13 protein-coding genes are annotated in these 15,699 nt (G+C 72.7%); 5 read left to right on the plus strand and 8 right to left on the minus strand.

Annotated elements, in window-relative coordinates; translation table 11 throughout:
* Positions 1-6 precede the first annotated feature (6 nt).
* From IE177_RS09195 to IE177_RS09205, 3 genes are all read right to left on the minus strand, one after another.
* On the minus strand, positions 7-2,073 hold the full coding sequence (locus IE177_RS09195) for a SpoIIE family protein phosphatase (protein ID WP_190014620.1): 2,067 nt from the start codon (positions 2,071-2,073) through the stop codon (positions 7-9).
* 74 nt (positions 2,074-2,147) lie between these two features.
* Positions 2,148-2,951, minus strand: a complete 804-nt coding sequence (locus IE177_RS09200) for an SDR family NAD(P)-dependent oxidoreductase (protein WP_190014621.1) — start codon at positions 2,949-2,951, stop codon at positions 2,148-2,150.
* Complete coding sequence (locus IE177_RS09205; protein WP_190014624.1) at positions 2,948-3,955, minus strand: NADP-dependent oxidoreductase; 1,008 nt, start codon at positions 3,953-3,955, stop codon at positions 2,948-2,950. The genes IE177_RS09200 and IE177_RS09205 overlap by 4 nt, the downstream gene beginning before the upstream one ends.
* A gap of 311 nt (positions 3,956-4,266) precedes the next feature.
* Between IE177_RS09205 and IE177_RS09210 the strand changes: the two genes are divergently transcribed.
* From IE177_RS09210 to IE177_RS09220, 3 genes are all read left to right on the plus strand, one after another.
* The gene (locus tag IE177_RS09210; protein ID WP_229815960.1) at positions 4,267-4,617 is read left to right on the plus strand and encodes a DUF485 domain-containing protein; all 351 of its coding nucleotides are present in this window, start codon (positions 4,267-4,269) and stop codon (positions 4,615-4,617) included.
* Positions 4,614-6,230, plus strand: coding sequence for a sodium/solute symporter (locus IE177_RS09215; protein ID WP_190014628.1), 1,617 nt, complete (start codon positions 4,614-4,616; stop codon positions 6,228-6,230). The genes IE177_RS09210 and IE177_RS09215 overlap by 4 nt, the downstream gene beginning before the upstream one ends.
* Positions 6,231-6,370: 140 nt before the next feature.
* Entirely contained in the window at positions 6,371-6,703 is a 333-nt protein-coding gene (locus IE177_RS09220) for a putative quinol monooxygenase (protein ID WP_190014629.1), read from the plus strand.
* A 77-nt stretch (positions 6,704-6,780) separates the two neighbouring features.
* Here IE177_RS09220 and IE177_RS09225 read toward each other — a convergent pair whose 3' ends face one another.
* Together IE177_RS09225 and IE177_RS09230 are read right to left on the minus strand one after the other, a co-directional pair.
* Positions 6,781-9,198, minus strand: a complete 2,418-nt coding sequence (locus IE177_RS09225) for a SpoIIE family protein phosphatase (RefSeq protein WP_190014631.1) — start codon at positions 9,196-9,198, stop codon at positions 6,781-6,783.
* A 236-nt stretch (positions 9,199-9,434) separates the two neighbouring features.
* On the minus strand, positions 9,435-10,616 hold the full coding sequence (locus IE177_RS09230) for a PucR family transcriptional regulator (RefSeq protein ID WP_190014633.1): 1,182 nt from the start codon (positions 10,614-10,616) through the stop codon (positions 9,435-9,437).
* A 221-nt stretch (positions 10,617-10,837) separates the two neighbouring features.
* Between IE177_RS09230 and IE177_RS09235 the strand changes: the two genes are divergently transcribed.
* Both IE177_RS09235 and IE177_RS09240 read left to right on the plus strand, forming a co-directional pair.
* Positions 10,838-11,488, plus strand: a complete 651-nt coding sequence (locus IE177_RS09235; protein WP_190014635.1) for a carboxymuconolactone decarboxylase family protein — start codon at positions 10,838-10,840, stop codon at positions 11,486-11,488.
* Positions 11,481-12,290, plus strand: coding sequence for an SDR family NAD(P)-dependent oxidoreductase (locus tag IE177_RS09240; protein ID WP_190014637.1), 810 nt, complete (start codon positions 11,481-11,483; stop codon positions 12,288-12,290). Before IE177_RS09235 ends, IE177_RS09240 begins: the two co-directional genes overlap by 8 nt.
* 94 nt (positions 12,291-12,384) lie before the next feature.
* On the opposite strand, the gene IE177_RS09245 is transcribed toward IE177_RS09240, so the two are convergent.
* Genes IE177_RS09245 through IE177_RS09255 form a run of 3 tightly spaced genes read right to left on the minus strand, consistent with a single transcriptional unit; the run spans position 12,385 to position 15,697 of the window.
* On the minus strand, positions 12,385-13,662 hold the full coding sequence (locus IE177_RS09245; protein ID WP_190014639.1) for an ABC transporter substrate-binding protein: 1,278 nt from the start codon (positions 13,660-13,662) through the stop codon (positions 12,385-12,387).
* Positions 13,663-13,667: 5 nt separating this feature from the next.
* Complete coding sequence (locus IE177_RS09250) at positions 13,668-14,819, minus strand: branched-chain amino acid ABC transporter permease (RefSeq protein WP_190014641.1); 1,152 nt, start codon at positions 14,817-14,819, stop codon at positions 13,668-13,670.
* Positions 14,816-15,697, minus strand: coding sequence for a branched-chain amino acid ABC transporter permease (locus IE177_RS09255; protein WP_190014643.1), 882 nt, complete (start codon positions 15,695-15,697; stop codon positions 14,816-14,818). Before IE177_RS09255 ends, IE177_RS09250 begins: the two co-directional genes overlap by 4 nt.
* Between the last annotated feature and the right edge of the window lie 2 nt (positions 15,698-15,699).

Consider the following 15,699-nt stretch of genomic DNA (forward strand, 5'->3'; position numbering starts at 1 on the left):
GGTCGCTCAGGGGCGGGCCCGGGCGATGAGGAGGGCGACGTCGTCCTCGCCGCCGGGTGCGCGCAGGGTCTCCAGGACGCGGTCGCAGGTGTCCTCCAGACCGTCGTCGTGTGTCACGGTGAGCGCGTCGAGGAGGGCGTCCAGGCGGGCGCCGATGGGTTCGTTCCGGGTCTCGACCAATCCGTCGGTGTAGAGGACCAGTTCGTCGCCGGGGCGGAAGGCGATGGTCGCGGGCTCGAAGGGCACCCCGCCGACGCCCAGCGGCGCGCCGGTGGGCAGGTCGAGGAGCCGTGCGGGTTGCCCGGCGCGGACCAGGGCCGGGGGCAGGTGGCCGGCCATGCATATCTCGCACTGGCCCCGGTGCGGGTCGTACACGCAGTAGATGCAGGTGGTGATGGTCTGCTCGACGCCTTCGGAAAGGTGGTCGAGGTGCCGGAGGGCCGCGGCAGGGGGCAGGGCCAGCTCGGCGAAGGCGCGTGCGGCGCTGCGGAGCTGGCCCATCGTGGCGGCGGCGTTGATGCCGCTGCCCATGACGTCCCCGACGACCAGGGCGGTCCTGTCGCCCCGCAACGGTATGGCGTCGAACCAGTCGCCGCCGATCTCGCTCATCGCGCCGGCGGGCTGGTAGCGGCAGCCGACCTCCAGGCCGGGCAGCCGCGAGGGGGGCTCGGGAAGCAGACTGCGCTGGAGGATGAGGGCCGCGTGCCGCTGGGCCTGGTAGCCGCGGGCGTTGTCGATGCAGACGGCGGAGCGGGCAGCCAGCTCCCGGGCGAGGAAGACGTCGTCGTCGTCGAACGGCGCGGGGTTCCGGGTGCGTTTGAGGTCGAGGGCGCCGAGGACCTCGCCCCGGGCCACGAGCGGCACGGCCAGGTAGGAGTGCACGCCGGCCGCCGCGAGGAGGGAGGCGGCCTCGCCGTGCCGGGCGATGCGCTCCAGGTCCCGGGCGGTGGTGCGGGGCACCAGTACCGGCCGGCAGGTCCGTACGCACTCGGTGATCAGACGGTCGCCGTCGTAGGAGGCGAGCTCTCCCGGCGGGTCGGCCGCGTGGACCGCCTCGGTCGGGTGCTCGGCGCTCACGGCGAGGGCGCGGAAGCGGGCCGGGCCCTCGCGCGGCGCGGTCCGGCCGTCGAGGGCGCTGTCGAGTACGTCCACGGCCGCCACGTCGGCCACGGCCGGGACGACCAGGTCGGCGAGCTCGCGCGCCGTCGTCTCCAGGTCGAGGGTGGTCCCGACGCAGGCGGAGGCCCTGGCGATCAGCGCCAGCCGCTGCCGGGCCCGTGCCGCCTCGGCGGCGGCCCGGTGGCGCTCGGTGACGTCGATGACGGAGTAGGCCAGGCCGAGCACCCGCCCGCCGGAGTCCTCCAGCCGGTAGTACGAGACGGACCAGGCGTGCTCGTGGTCGGGGTCGGCGGGCGGACGGCAGACGATGTCCCGGTCCACGACCGACTCGCCCGTCTCCAGGACCCGGCGCAGACGCGCCTCGGGGTCCGTGTCCAGGAAGGTCAGGACCTCGCCGACCGGCCGGCCGATACGGTCGGCGGCGGGCTGGCCGGTGATGCGTTCGAGGGCCGGATTGACGGCCAGGTACCGCAGGTCCGGTCCCAGGATGGCCAGTCCGACCGGGGACTGGGAGACCAGGCGTACGGCCAGCGCGGCGTCGCGCTCGACGCGCTCCAAGGTGGCCTGGTCCGCGGCGAGGCCCAGTGCGTAGACGTCGCCGAGCTCGTCCAGCAGCCGCATGTTGCGGAACTCCACCCGGCGGGTGCTGCCGTCCTTGTGCCGGATCGGGAAGGCCCCGGCCCAGTCGGTGCCGGATCCCATGGCCTCGGCGAAGAGTTCGATCACCTCGTCCCGGTGCTCCTCGTGGACCGTCGACGGGGCCGCGTACCGGCCCAGCGCCTCGGCCGCGGTGTAGCCGAACAGTTCCTCCGCGTGCGGACTCCAGAGAACCACCCGGCCCTGCGCGTTCAGCACCACCGCGGCGACGCTGAGCAGGTCGATCAGGCCGCTGGGCGGCACGGCGGGATCCGCCGGCGGCCCGCCGCCCGCCCGGGAGGAGTGCGTCGTGCCCATGCCTCATTGTGCCTCCGGCGCGACGCCCCGGCTCGCGCCGCACCGGCGGGTGCACGACCTGCCCTGAAGCGTTTTCAGGCGCCGGCGGGCTCGCGCGGGCCCGGAACGCTGCGGAACCGGAACGGCTCGGGGTCGCGGCCCGGCTGGACGAACCAGCACTCCCCGGTGCCGTCGCCGGTGACGATCCGCAGCACGGTGTCCGCCACGACCTGGGCCGGAATGATCGGCAGTCGCTGTTCGGCGAGCATGTCGCGCAGCGGATCGATGATGCGCGACTCGGCGAACCCGGGGCAGACGGCGTTGAAGCGCACGTTGTGCGGCGCGAGAGCCGGTCCCAGGGAGCGGGCGAGTCCCACGACCGCGTGCTTGTTGGCCGCGTAGAGGGGATCGAGCGGTACGGCCGCAAGCCCCGCCAGGGACGCGGTCGCCACGATCACCCCTCCGCCGCGGGCCCGCAGCGCGGGCAGCAGCGCGTGGGTGCCGAAGACGACGCCGTCGAGGTTTGCCCCCATCGCCCGGCGGTAGCGTGCCAGGTCGAAGTCCTCGTCCACGCCGCATCCGGTCGCGACCCCGGCGTTGAGCAACGCCATGTCGACACCGCCGCAGTGCTCCTGGGTGAACTCCACCAGCGCGCGGTTGGCGTCGGGGTCGGAGACGTCGCAGGCGTGGAAATGGCCGCCGGCCAGGTCGGCCACCTCACGGCCGCCCCGCGCGTCGAGGTCCGCGACGACCACGTGTGCGCCCGCCTCGGCCAGCGTCAGCGCCGTGGCCCGGCCGAGCCCGCTGGCGCCGCCGGTGACGATGGCCACCTTGCCCTTCAGGGCGGCGCCGTCCGTCCGTTCCGCGGGAACGGTGGCGGCGCTCCGTACGGCGGTCATGCCAGCTCCAGGACGAGCTTGCCGACGTTCTCCCCGCGGAAGAGCATCGCGAGCGTCTCGGGGAAGTCGTCCACGCTGCCGCGCACCACGTGTTCCCTGACCTTGATGCGCCCGGCCTCGATCCAGGCGGAGATGTCCCGCGCGGCCTGCGCGTAGCGCTGTGCGTAGTCGAAGACGACGAAGCCTTCCATGCGGGCGCGGCGCACCAGCAGCGAGAGGTAGTTGGAGGGGCCCTTGACCGGCGTGACGTTGTTGTACTGGCTGATCGCCCCGCAGACCACGACACGCGCGTGCATCGCCAGCCGCGTCAGGGCCGCGTCGAGGATGTCGCCCCCGACGTTGTCGAAGTAGACGTCGATGCCGTCGGGCGCCTCCCGGCGCAGCGCCTTCCTGACGTCCTCGGCGCGGTAGTCGACGGCCGCGTCGAAGCCCAGTTCGTCGACGAGCAGGGAGCACTTCTCCGGCCCGCCGGCGATGCCCACGACCCGGCAGCCCCTGGCCTTCGCGATCTGCCCGGCGATGCTGCCGACCGCACCGGCCGCCCCCGACACCACGACGGTCTCGCCGTCCTTCAGCGCCCCGACGTCCAGCAGGCCGAAGTAGGCGGTCATGCCGGGCATGCCCAGCGCGCCGAGGTACGTCGAGGGCGGGGCGAGGGAGGTGTCGATCTTCATGGCGCCCTTGCCGTCGGAGACCACGTACTCCTGTACGCCGAAGGTACCGACCACATGGTCGCCCGGCTGGAAGTCGGGGTGCTCGGACGCGGTGACCTCGATGACCGATCCGGCCCGCATCACCTCGCCGATGCCCACCGGCGGCAGATAGGAGGGACGGTCGTCCAGCCAGCCGCGCATCGCCGGATCCAGGGAGATGACGCGTGTCCGGCCCGCGAACCGGCCGGGGCCCGGTTCCTCGACGGGTACGGAATCGTGCTGCCAGTCATCGGGTCGGACCTCGCCCGAGGGGCGGGCTGCCAGAAGGATCCGGCGGTTGGTCGCGGACATCGCGCCTCCTGTCGTTCACGGCTACCACCGCAGGGTACCGACCGGTAGGTATGTCGCTTCCTGTGATGCTCGACACACTCACCGGCAGGGATGATAACGACCTCGAAACGTGACCTCCGGTCACCTTAACCACATCCCAACCGGTCGGTATCGTGCGCCGCCATATCGGTCCCTCGCAGTTCCCTCCAAGGATCCGAGCCGTAGCGGAAGGCCATGCGATGACATATCAAGCCCCCTGGCACGAGCCGTATGCACGCGAACCGTATGCGCACGAGCCGTATGCACGCGAACCGTATGCGCACGATGCGTACATGCGCGAGCCGTACGCACACGATCCGTACGCGCAGGACGGTCCCCGGCCCGGTGCCGATGTCGCCGCCCTGCGCTCGGCCTACCGCCTGCTCCGCCGGATCTCCACGCTCGCGGCGCTCGGTTCCTTCGTGCTGTACATCGCGCTGTCCTGCTGCGCGCCCGGCCTGATGGGGGCGAGGATCGCCGGAGAGCTGAGCCTGGGAATGGTCCTGGGAGTGCTCCAGCTCCTCGTCACGTTCGCGGCGGTCTTCTGGTACGGACGCAGTGCGCGGCGCTCGGTGGATCCGCTGGCCCTCGCCGTCAGGGAACGGGCGCGTGCCACCGGCCGGAGCGCGGGAGCGGCGAGATGAACGGTTTCGGCTCCGGGACGCAGGCGTCCGTCCTCCTCCTGTTCACCGCCCTGGTCACCTTCACCCTGCTGATGTGCGTGATGGCGGGGCCGGACCGCGACGACCTGGCGAACTTCTACACCGGCTACCTCTCGCTCACCCCGCTCAAGAACGGCCTGGCCATCGCGGGTGACTACATCTCCGCGGCCACGGTGCTCAGTACCACCGGCATCATCGCGCTCACCGGATACGACGGCTACGTCCTCGCCGTCAGCACGGCCCTGTCCCTGGTCCTGCTGATGTTCCTGCTGGCCGAGCCCCTGCGCAACGCCGGCAGTTTCACCATGGGCGACGTCCTGGCCCGCACCATGCCCGGGCGGGCCGTGCGTGTCGCCGCCTGCCTGGTGACGCTGTCGGCGACCCTGCCCTTCCTGGTCGTCCAGCTCTCCGGGGCCGGATCGCTGCTCACCTTCATCCTGGACATCCCGCACGTTGCGGGCGCCCGGACCGCGTGCATCGTCATGGTCGGCAGCCTGATGATCATCTACGCGGCGATCGGCGGGATGAGGGGGACCGCGCTCATACAGATGATCAAGATCGTGATCCTCGTCGGCACGAGCGCCGTCGTCGCCGTGCTGGTCCTGCACCGCTTCCACTGGAGCCCGGACGAACTGCTCACGGCCGCCCAGCACGGCAGCGGCGCGGGCCCCGCCTTCCTGCGGCAGGGCCTGCAGCTGGGCACCTCGGCGGGTGAGCGGCTGGACTTCATCGGGTTCCAGGTCACCGTGGTCCTCGGCGTGGCCTGCCTGCCCCACATCACGATGCGTCTGTACTCCGCACCGGACGTGCCGGCCGTGCGGCGCTCCATGTCGTGGGCGGTCGGCACGGTTACCGCGTTCTGCCTGCTCCTGATCGTCATGGGTACCGGCGCGGCGGCGCTGGTGGGGGCCCGGTACATCACCGCGGCCGACCCGCAGGGCAGGACGTCGGTGCTCATGCTGTCGCAGGTGCTCGGCGGTGCGCCCGGCTCCGCGGGCGCGACGATCCTCTACTCGGCGGTGGCCGGCATGGTCTTCATCACCCTGCTGTCGTCGGTCGCGGGGATGACCCTGGCCGCGGCCTCGTCGCTCGCCCACGACCTGTTCGCCCACGCCGCGCGGCGGGGGCGGGCGAAGCCGCGCACGGAGATGACGGTGGCGGTCTGGGCGAGCGTGGCCGTGGGGACCGTCGCCATCGGCCTCGCCACCATGGTCCAGGACTGGAACGTCGGCGTGCTCACCACCGCGGCGATCTGCGTGGGCGCCTCTGCGGTGGCGCCCACGCTCACCTACTCCCTGTTCTGGCGCGGATTCACCCGCACCGGCCTGCTCGCCTCCCTCTACGGCGGCACGGCCTGCGCACTGCTGCTGCTCGCCTTCTCCCAGGCCGTGTCCGGGACGCCGTCCGCCGTCTTCCCCGACGCCGGCTTCGACCTCTTCCCCATGCAGTCCACCGGTCTGGTCTCCGTCCCGTTCGGCTATCTGGCGGGCTGGCTGGGCAGCCGTCTGGACCACCGGCGCCGCGCCGCGGACAGCCTCGCGACCCGGCGGCTGTACGAGGAGAACGAGGCACGGCTGCTCGCCGCGGCCGAGTGACCACGACTGCGGCCCGGCGGCCCCGAAACCGCCGGGCCCTCTCCGGCCGGGGGCGGCCAGGGGCCGTACGATCTTGTCGCGAGACCCCGAGTGGCCCGTCCGGTCAGCCGGTCGGGCCGCGCCCCCAGCGGAGGAATCCCATGATCTTCATCACCGCCAGGTTCCGCGTCCGTCCCGAGCACGCCGACCGCTGGCCCGAGATCGTCGCCGACTTCACCCGGGCCACGCGCGCCGAGCCGGGCTGCCTGTGGTTCGACTGGTCGCGCAGCGTGGCGGACCCGACGGAGTACGTCCTCGTCGAAGCGTTCCGCGACGACGAGGCCGGGGCCGCGCACGTGCGGTCCGCGCACTTCAAGGCCGCACAGCAGACGCTGCCGCCCCATCTGGCTCAGACGCCGCGCATCGTCAACACGACGGTTCCGCAGGACGACTGGTCGCTGCTCGGCGAGATGGCCGTCCCCGGCCACGAGTAGCGGTCCCGCCACCGGCGGTACGGCGAGTCTTCGCGGGCGGCTCCGGGGCGCCCGGTCATCCCGCGAGGCCGGGACGGTCAGATCGACAGGCCGGCCAGTGGCTGTTCGGTCCAGACGGTCTTGCCCTCGCGGGAGTAGCGGGTGCCCCAGCGCTCTGCCATCTGGGCCACCAGGAACAGGCCGCGCCCGCCCTCGTCGGTGGTGCGGGCCCGGCGCAGGTGAGGTGAGGTGTGACTGGTGTCGCTGACCTCGCACACCAGGCGCCGCTCACGGATCAGCCGCAGGGTCGCGGGACCGCCGGCGTAGCGGTAGACGTTGGTGACCAGTTCACTGGCGATCAACTCGGTGGTGAACGCCAGGTGCTCCAGACCCCATTCGCCCAGCTTGGCCGAGGTCAGCGCCCGGGCCCGGGCGGCGCTTTCGGGCTCCGGGGGCAGACACCAGGAGGCGACGTGATCCGGTGGCAGCATGCGGGTGCGGGCGATCAGCAGTGCGACGTCGTCGGCGGGGCGTGCGGGGACGAGCGAGTCGACCACCGCTTGGCACGTCCGTTCCAGCGCGTCCGTGGGGCGGGTGAGCGCCGCGCACAGCTTGGCCAGGGCGGTGTCGGCGTCGATGTGGCGTTCGCCGAGGACTCCGTTGGTGTACAGGCACAGCAGACTTCCCTCGGCCAATTCGATCTCGCGGGCCTCGAACGGCAGGCCGCCCAGACCGAGCGGTGGGCCTGCCGGCAGGTCGAGCGGAGCCGCCTGTCCGTCCGGAGCGGTCATCACCGGCAACGGGTGACCGGCGCGGGCCACGGAGCACCGCCCGGAGACCGGGTCGTACACGGCGTACAGGCAGGTCGCCCCCACGACCTGCTCGTTCACGGGCCGTTCGCCGGCTGCTTCCTGTTCGGCCGCCAGCAGATCGACCAGGTCGTCCAGGCGGGACAGGAGCTCGTCGGGTTCCAGATCCAGGCTGGCGAGCGTGTGTACGGCGGTCCGCAGCCGCCCCATGGTGGCGGCGGCGTGGATGCCGCGTCCCACGACGTCGCCGACGACCAGGGCGACCCGGGCCCCGGACAGGGGGATGACGTCGAACCAGTCGCCCCCCAGGCCCGGGCCCGCACTGGCCGGCAGGTAGCGCAGGGCCACCTCGACGGCCGACTGGTCCGCGACGAGCCGGGGCAGCAGGCTGCTCTGCAGGGTGAACGCGGTCTGCTGCTGCTGGGTGAAGCGCCGGGCGTTGTCGATGGCGACGGCGGCGCGCGACGCGAGCTCCTGGGCCAGGGTGAGATCGTCCGTCTCGAAGGGATCGGGGCGGCGTGACCGCCACAGGGTCATCACGCCCAGCACGAGGCCGCGTGCGGCGACGGGAACAGCGATCAGCGAGTGGGCGCCCGGATCCGGTGCGTGGGCCCCGTGGTGGCCCTTCGCCGAGAACCAGTCGGGCGGGAGAACGGGCTCCAGGACCGGCCGCCCCTCGATCAGGCATCTGGCCTGGGGCGTGCCGGGCGCGAACTCCACCGGTCGGCCCTGCGGATGCGGCGGGCCGGCCTGCTGGGCACCGAAGCCGGCGGCTCCCACCCGTACCACCGGCCCCGCCAGGGCACGAACCGGTTCCTCCCCGCGCGTGACCGGATGCAGCAGGTCCACCGACGCGTGGTCGGCGAGGTGGGGCACCGTCACCTCGGCGAGTTCCCGGGCGGTCTCCGCCACGTCGAGCGTGGTTCCGATACGCCTGCCGGCCTGGTCGAGGAGCGCGAGCCGGCGCTGGGCCCGATGGCGCTCGGTGATGTCCTCGATCAACTCGGCCACACCCAGGACGCGACCGGACGGATCCTCCATCCGGAAGGTGGAGACCATCGCGACCCGCTCCCGGGCCGGGTCCCACTCCAGGCGGACGAACTGCTCGGAGTAGATCAACGGGCTTCCGGTCTCGATCACCTGGCGCACCCGGTCCACGGCCTTGCGTGCGTCGTCGGGCAGGAGCATGTGGCCGGTGGGCAGGCCCCGGAAGTTCGCCGCCGGGACGCCGGTGAAGCGTTCGATGGCCCGGTTGACCCGGAGAACCGTCAGGTCGGGCCCGTGCACGACCAGGCCGATCGGGCACCGGCGGTACAGCCCGTCGAGCACCGCACGGTCCCTTTGCCACTCCAGGACGTCGGCCGCCAGGGCCCCGGCGAGAAGCCACTCCCGGATCCGGCCGCCGCGGGAGAGCGGTTGGGCCCTGAGCCCCATCTCCACCAGCCGCCCGTCGCGGTGCCGCACGTTGAGTGACCCGAACCAGCCGCCGGCTCTGCGGCAGCTCGCCGCGGCCTCCTTCGCGGCAGGCAGGTCGCGCGGATCGAGGACCTCGTACACCGGGTGACCGAGCACGGCCGTGTCCGGGTGGCCGAGCAGTTCCTGCGCCCGCCGGTTCCAGCCGACCACGATCCCACGGTCGTCGAGCACCGCCAGGGCGGCGAGATGCGGGGCGAACGGATCGTCGTGGCTTTCGGTGCGCTCCGTCATCCGCTTCTCCACCGCTGGACTCCACCTCGTAGTCGGTCGGCGGTGTTCCGCCGCTGGTCCTGACCGCGGGGGGTGGCCGCGTGACGGCGCCCCGTGCGGTGTGACCCTCATTCCGGATACGCGCTGACCTGCTGACGCCCTGCAAGCCTAGTGACCCGGGGCGGGACTGTGGCGGCCTCGCCCGCCGCGTGGCGCGGCGGGTCGGGCACCAGGGTCCGGAGGACGCCCCGGTCCGCTCAGCGAGAAGGTTCCGCCCGGACCAGTGCGCTCCCCAGCTCGCGTGCCGCCAGGGCCCAGCTCAGCTCCACCGCGGTGTCCGGGGCGTCCAGGTCGGTGCCGGTCAGCTCCTCGAAACGACGCAACCGGTAGCGGACGGTGTTGACGTGGACGTGCGCGACGCGGGCGACTTCCCGGATGCGCCGTCCCGTCGTCAGGTATGCCCGCACCGACTCCTCGACGAGCGCACCGAAGTCCCCCTCCGCCTCCAGTGGGCGCAGGTAACGGTCGACCAGCAACTCGGCGAGTTCCCGTTCGGCGACGACCGCCACCCGCCAGGACAGGTCACCCAGGTCGTACACGCCGCGCAGACCGTACGCACGGGCGGCCTCCAGCATCCTGCCGGCGGCACGGAAGGAGCGGTGCGTCGCTGCCAGGTCCGTCGGCGGGCCGAGTCCCGCCGTCAGCTCCAGATCACCGGTCGCCGGCCTCGCCCCGACGACTCCGGCGACAGCCCCGTCGAGCACGGTGAGCAGAGCGCCCCGGCCGTCCCCTCGGCTGCCGGACTCCAGGGAGCGTCGCAGCGCTTCCGGGGAGCCGTCCCCGCTGGGCACGGCTCTGACCGCCCGGTACGGCCGCGACGGGTCCAGGCCGTAGACCGCCGCACCACTGTGTATGCCGGCCGCACTCAGCGTGCCGTGGAGCAGCCCGCGCAGGTAGTGGGCGCGGCGGCGGGCGTCGGAAAGGGCGCAGGCCGCCTCCGCCTGCCGGTGGACCGCGGCGATCCGCAGGCTCGCGACGTCCGCGAACTCCCACAGGCGCGTGGTGCGGTCGGCGATCAGGGCGGGTTCCAGCCCGCGTCGGGTCGCCTCGGCGAGGAACAGGTCCCGTATCGCGCCCAGCGCCCGGCGGAAGGCGTGGAGCCCGTCGCCGAGCGGCACGCCCCGGGCGACCCGGTCCCGGGCCACGTCGGCCTCGCCGAAGTCCTCCGGCACGGGCACCGTCCCCTCGCGCACCACCACGAGAGCCCGCTGGAAGTGCCGGTGCCAGATCTCGCTCAGGAGCTCCCGCGGCACCGCGCGGTAGGAAGGGACGTGGTCCGCCAGGTCGGCGTGCACCCGCCCGCCCACGTGCTCCCGCTGCGCGGCCATCGCGGCGATGACCCCTTCCAGGGACACCGCCGCCCCCGGTGGTCCGGGCATGGACCTCACCTCCGTCCTTCCGGAACGGGTCGTTGTGCGACCGACCAACAATCCGGCCGCCGCCCTTGGCCGGCGAGCCGTCGACATCCCCCCGCCCCCGGAAGCACAGTGGCACGGCGGCGGAAGGAGCACCTCGGCGCGTATGCGGCATGACGCCGGCCGACGCTGCCCGGACCCGCCCGTGCCACCGGCCCATCCCTACAGACAGTGCGGAGACCGCCATGACCGACGAGCACCACCACCGGCCCCGACACCCGGCCCCCGACACCGGCCCGCGCCTCGCGCCTCTGCCCGAGGGCGACTGGGACTCGTCCACCCGGGAACTGCTCGCCCCTATTCCCCGGGATGCCGACGGCCGCGTCGCCAACGTCTTCACCACCTTGGTGCGGCACCCCGGCCTCTTCCGCCACTTCCTGCCGTTCGGCAGCCATCTGCTGCGCGACGGCCTGCTGCCGGACCGGACCCGGGAACTGCTGATCCTGCGCACGGCGTGCAACACCCGGGCCCGCTACGAATGGGGACGGCATGTGCCGCTCGCCAGGGCCGCCGGGATCACCGACGAGGAGATCCGGCGGATCGGCGCGGGCCCGGACGCCCAGGGGTGGACGCCGGCCGACGCCCGTCTGCTGCGTGCCGCCGACGAACTGCACCGGGACGCGCGCCTGTCCGCGGCCACCTGGTCGGCGCTCACCGCCGACCACGACGAGGCAGAGCTGATCGAGATCACCGTGCTCGTCGGTCAGTACCACATGGTCGCGTTCTTCCTGAACTCCTCCGGTACCCGGCTCGAGCCCGGCTATGAAGCGGAAAGCCTGCCGGCGCCCCCCGGGGCCGGCACCGGCACGCCTGAAGGGGCACACGGTGATGTCTGATCCCCGGCGTTCCCCGACCCACCCGGCCGCTCCCCTGGCAGGCCGTAACCTGCTGGTCATCGGCGCGGGCACCCGCCCCAGTGACGATCCGAGGGCCCCGGTGGGCAACGGCCGGGCGGTCGCCGTGCTCGCCGCCCGCGCGGGAGCCTCCGTGGCCTGCGCGGACGTCTCGCCCGCCGCGGCGGCGGCCACCGCCACCCTGGTCGGCGAGGAGGGCGCGCGTGGCCTGCCCCTGGCCGGCGACGCCACGGAACCCGGCCAGTCCTCGGCCATGGTCGCCGAGGCCCTCCGCGAACTCGGCTCGCTGGACGCGATGGTGGTCAACGTCGGGATCGGGCTCGGCAGGGGCCTGGCGGACACCACGCCGCAGCAGTGGGAACGCGTGCTCTCGCTCAACCTGAGCGCTCCTTTCCTCGCCGCCAAGTACGCGCTGCCCGCGATCGCCGACGGAGGATCGATCGTGTTCGTCGGTTCCGTGGCCGGGCTGCGCGCCGCCACCGGCTCGCCCGCCTACGACAGTTCCAAGGCGGGTCTGTTCGGGCTCACCCGACACGTCGCCAGGGAGGGTGCGCCGCGCGGGATCCGCGCCAACCTGGTCGTCCCGGGTCTGATCGACACCCCGATGGGTCGCGAGGCCTCGGCCGGGAGGGCGTCGCGCGCCGCCTCGTTCACCCGCATACCGCTCGGTCGGCAGGGTACCGCCTGGGAGGTCGCCGAAGCCGTCACCTTCCTGCTCTCCGACCGCGCCTCCTACATCACCGGGCAGAGCCTGGTGGTCGACGGTGGGCTGAGCGCCGTCTGAGTACGCGGCGCCCGCCCCGCCCCGCCCCACGAGGCGGGGCGGGGCGGGGGCGGCCCCAGGGTCGCGGCATCGGCCGCGGGCCGCCCCCGCCGGCTCACTTCGCGAGCGGGCCGAACTCCTTGCGGGTGTCCACCGGCTTGCCGAACAACTGCCACCGCTCGCCCTTGAAGCGCATCAGCCGCATCGTCTCGATCGGGAAGGCGTCGCCGGGGCCCGTGGACAGGGTGACACCGGGAAGCAGCAGTCCCACCTTCACGTCCTTCAGGTGGCGCACCGCGTCCCGCAGCCCTTCCCTCGTCGGGCACTTCATCGTGTCCAGGGCCTTGTGCAGGCTGGCGGCCACGGCCCAGCCGTAGGCGTTGAACTGGTCGGCCGGATCGGTGCCGGGGGCGTACTCGTGCATGGCCTTCAGGTAGGTCTTCATCTCGGGGTCCTTCGCCCACCGCGGGTCGGCCGGGTCCTTGAAGTAGGTCGCCGAGACCACGCCCTGCACGTTCTTGAAGCCGACGGGCCGGAGCACGGCGGCGGACGATGCCACGTTGTTCACGATGTGCAGCGGGTTCCACCTGGTGTTCCTGGCGTCGGCGGCGAGGGCCTGGCTGCCGAACTTCGGGGTGGTGACGTCCAGCAGCACGTCAGCCCCGGAGCGGGCGAGGCTCGCCATCTGGGCCGACACGGAAGGGTCGGTGACCTCGTAGCTCTCCGCGGCGACCACCTTGACGCCGCTGCCCGCGAGCGCCTTCCTGAACCCGCCGAGCAGGTCCTTGCCGAAGTCGTCGTTCTGGTAGAGGACCGCGACCTTGGCATGCGGCTTGCTGTCCCTGAGGTACTTGGCGTACACCCGGGCCTCGGCCACGTAGTTGGGCTGCCACCCGATGGTCCAGGGATGCTTGTGGTCCGTGCCCCAGACCGAGGCCCCCGTGGCGACGAAGGGCTGCGGCACCTTCTGCTTGCCGAGGTAGTCCCACACGGCCGCGGTGGAGGGAGTGCCGAGGGTCTGGAACACGGCGAAGACCTTCTCCTGCTCGACGAGTCTGCGCGCCTCCTCGACCGCCTTGGGCGGCTGGTAGCCGTCGTCGCGGACGATGAACCGCACCTTGCGGCCGTCTATGCCGCCCTTGTCGTTGACGTACCTGAAGTAGGCGGACACGCCCTTGCTGATCGTGCCGTACGCGGAGGCGGGTCCCGACAGAGGGTAGATCCCGCCCAGCTTGATGGTGCTGTCGGTGATGCCGGTGGTCTGCTGGCCCTTGCACGCGCCGGCGGCGGCGGTGTCCTGGGCGTCCTGCCCCCGCTGACTGCTGCAGGCGGTGGCGGTGAGCAGGGCGGCGGTCGCGGCCGCGGCCGCCCGCAGAGCGGTCGTCTTGAGCATGCGGATCATTCCTTTTCCGTGCGGGGCGGTGCGCCCACGGGTTCGGCGTCGACAACTGCGGGACCCGGAGGGGTCAGGGTCGTGAGGGCCCCGGACCCGGCTTCGGGCCCCGGTTCCGCTTCGGGTGCGGATCCGGTCCCGGGCGCCGGGCCGGGCGGGGCGGCGGTGGCACGAGGCCGCCGGCGGGCGACGGCGGCCAGGACACGGCCCGGCAGACCGGCCAGTCCCGTCGGGGCCACGAACATCACCGTGATGATCAGGAGCCCGAACACCACTCCGGGTGCCGCCTCGCTCAGGTCCTGGGACACGCTCGGCACGTACATCACGAACGCGGCGCCCAGCAGGGGTCCGTACAGCGAGGCGAGCCCCCCGACCACCAGGCCGGCCAGCAGGGTGATGGACAGGACGAAGCCGAAGGAGTCGGGCGAGACGAAGCCGATCACCCAGGTGTACAGACAGCCGGCGACGCCCGCGAACATCGCGCTCCAGGCGAAGGCGAGGGTCTTGTGCAGCGACAGCCGCACGCCCATGACCTCGGCGGCGCTCTCGTTGTCCCGTACGGCGCGCAGTGCCCGGCCCGCCCGGGACCGCAGCAGGTTGCGGGCGCACAGCAGGGCCACCGTGGTGACGGCGAGGACGACGAAGTACGTCCACTGGTCCTCCGCCAGCCCGCTCCACGCGGGCGGCCGCAGCTTGTCCACGGTCAGGCCCATGGAGCCGCCCGTCACCGGTTCGAGCCGCTTGAGCAGGGGCGGCAGGAACACCGCGAACGAGAGGGTGACCAGGGCCAGGTAGAGTCCGCGCAGCCGCAGGGCCGGCACGCCGAAACCGAGGCCCAGCAGGAAGCATCCGGCGGCCGCGGCCGGCAGCGTGGCCAGGTGGCCGGTCCCGTACCGGTCGAGCATGACCGCCGCCGTGTAGGCCCCGGCGGCGAAGAACGCGCCGTGCCCGAGCGAGATCTGCCCGCCGAAACCGACCAGCAGGTTCAGACCGGCCAGCGCCACGGCGTACAGCAGCACCATGGTCAGCTGGAAGACCTGGAAGGGAGCGAAGTAGAAGGGTGCCCCGACGGCGGCCGCCGTCGCGAGCAGCACGGTGAGCGCGGCCCGCAGGCGCCGGGCACGGGCCGTGCCGAGTGCGGTGACGATCGTGTTCATGCGCGCTCCACCGCCGCCCGTCCGAACAGTCCCTGGGGCCGCACCAGCAGCACCGCCAGAATGATCAACAGAGGGACACCCACCTTCAGATCGGCGCCGATCACGTCCACGTACGCCCCGGTCAGCGTTTCGGCGAGGCCCACGAACAGGCCGCCGACGACCGCACCGACCGGGCTGTCGAACCCACCGAGAGTGGCCGCGGCGAACGCGTAGATCAGCACTCCGCCCATCATGTTGGGCTCCAGGAACAGCACCGGGGCGACGAGCACGCCCGACACCGCGCCGACCGTCGCGGCCAGCCCCCAGCCGAGCATCAGCACGCGGCCCACCCGGATGCCCGACAGCCGGGCCGAAACCGGGTTGCAGGCCACCGCCCGCATCACCAGACCGGTGGAGGTGTGCTGGAACAGCAGATACAGCAGGCCCATCACGACGGCCACCACGCCGAGGATCCCGAGCGTCGACCAGTCCACGCGCACCCCGGCCAGGTCGATCCCGCCGTCCGGGAACGGCTGCGGGAAGTCCTTCACCGTGAACGACCAGATCAGGCCGGCCAGCGCGTTGACGAGGATGAACAGACCGACCGTGACGATGACCACCGTCAGCTCGGGCGCGTCCCGCACGGGACGGATGACGATCCGCTCGACCAGCATGCCGCCGGCGAAGGACACCGCGAGGGTGACCGGCAGTGCCAGCCAGAACGGCATTCCGGACGCCACCAGCTGCCAGGCCACGTAGGTCGAGAGCATGGCCAGCTCGCCCTGGGCGAAGTTGACGATGCCCGTGAACCGGTGGATCAGCACCAGGGCCAGCGCGAGGCTCGCGTAGACCGCGCCGGAGCCCAGTCCTTCCACCACCTGCTGGAGAAGGTCGGTCACGG

The sequence above is a fragment of the Streptomyces lucensis JCM 4490 genome (assembly GCF_014650035.1).
Taxonomy (GTDB): Bacteria; Actinomycetota; Actinomycetes; order Streptomycetales; family Streptomycetaceae; genus Streptomyces; species Streptomyces lucensis.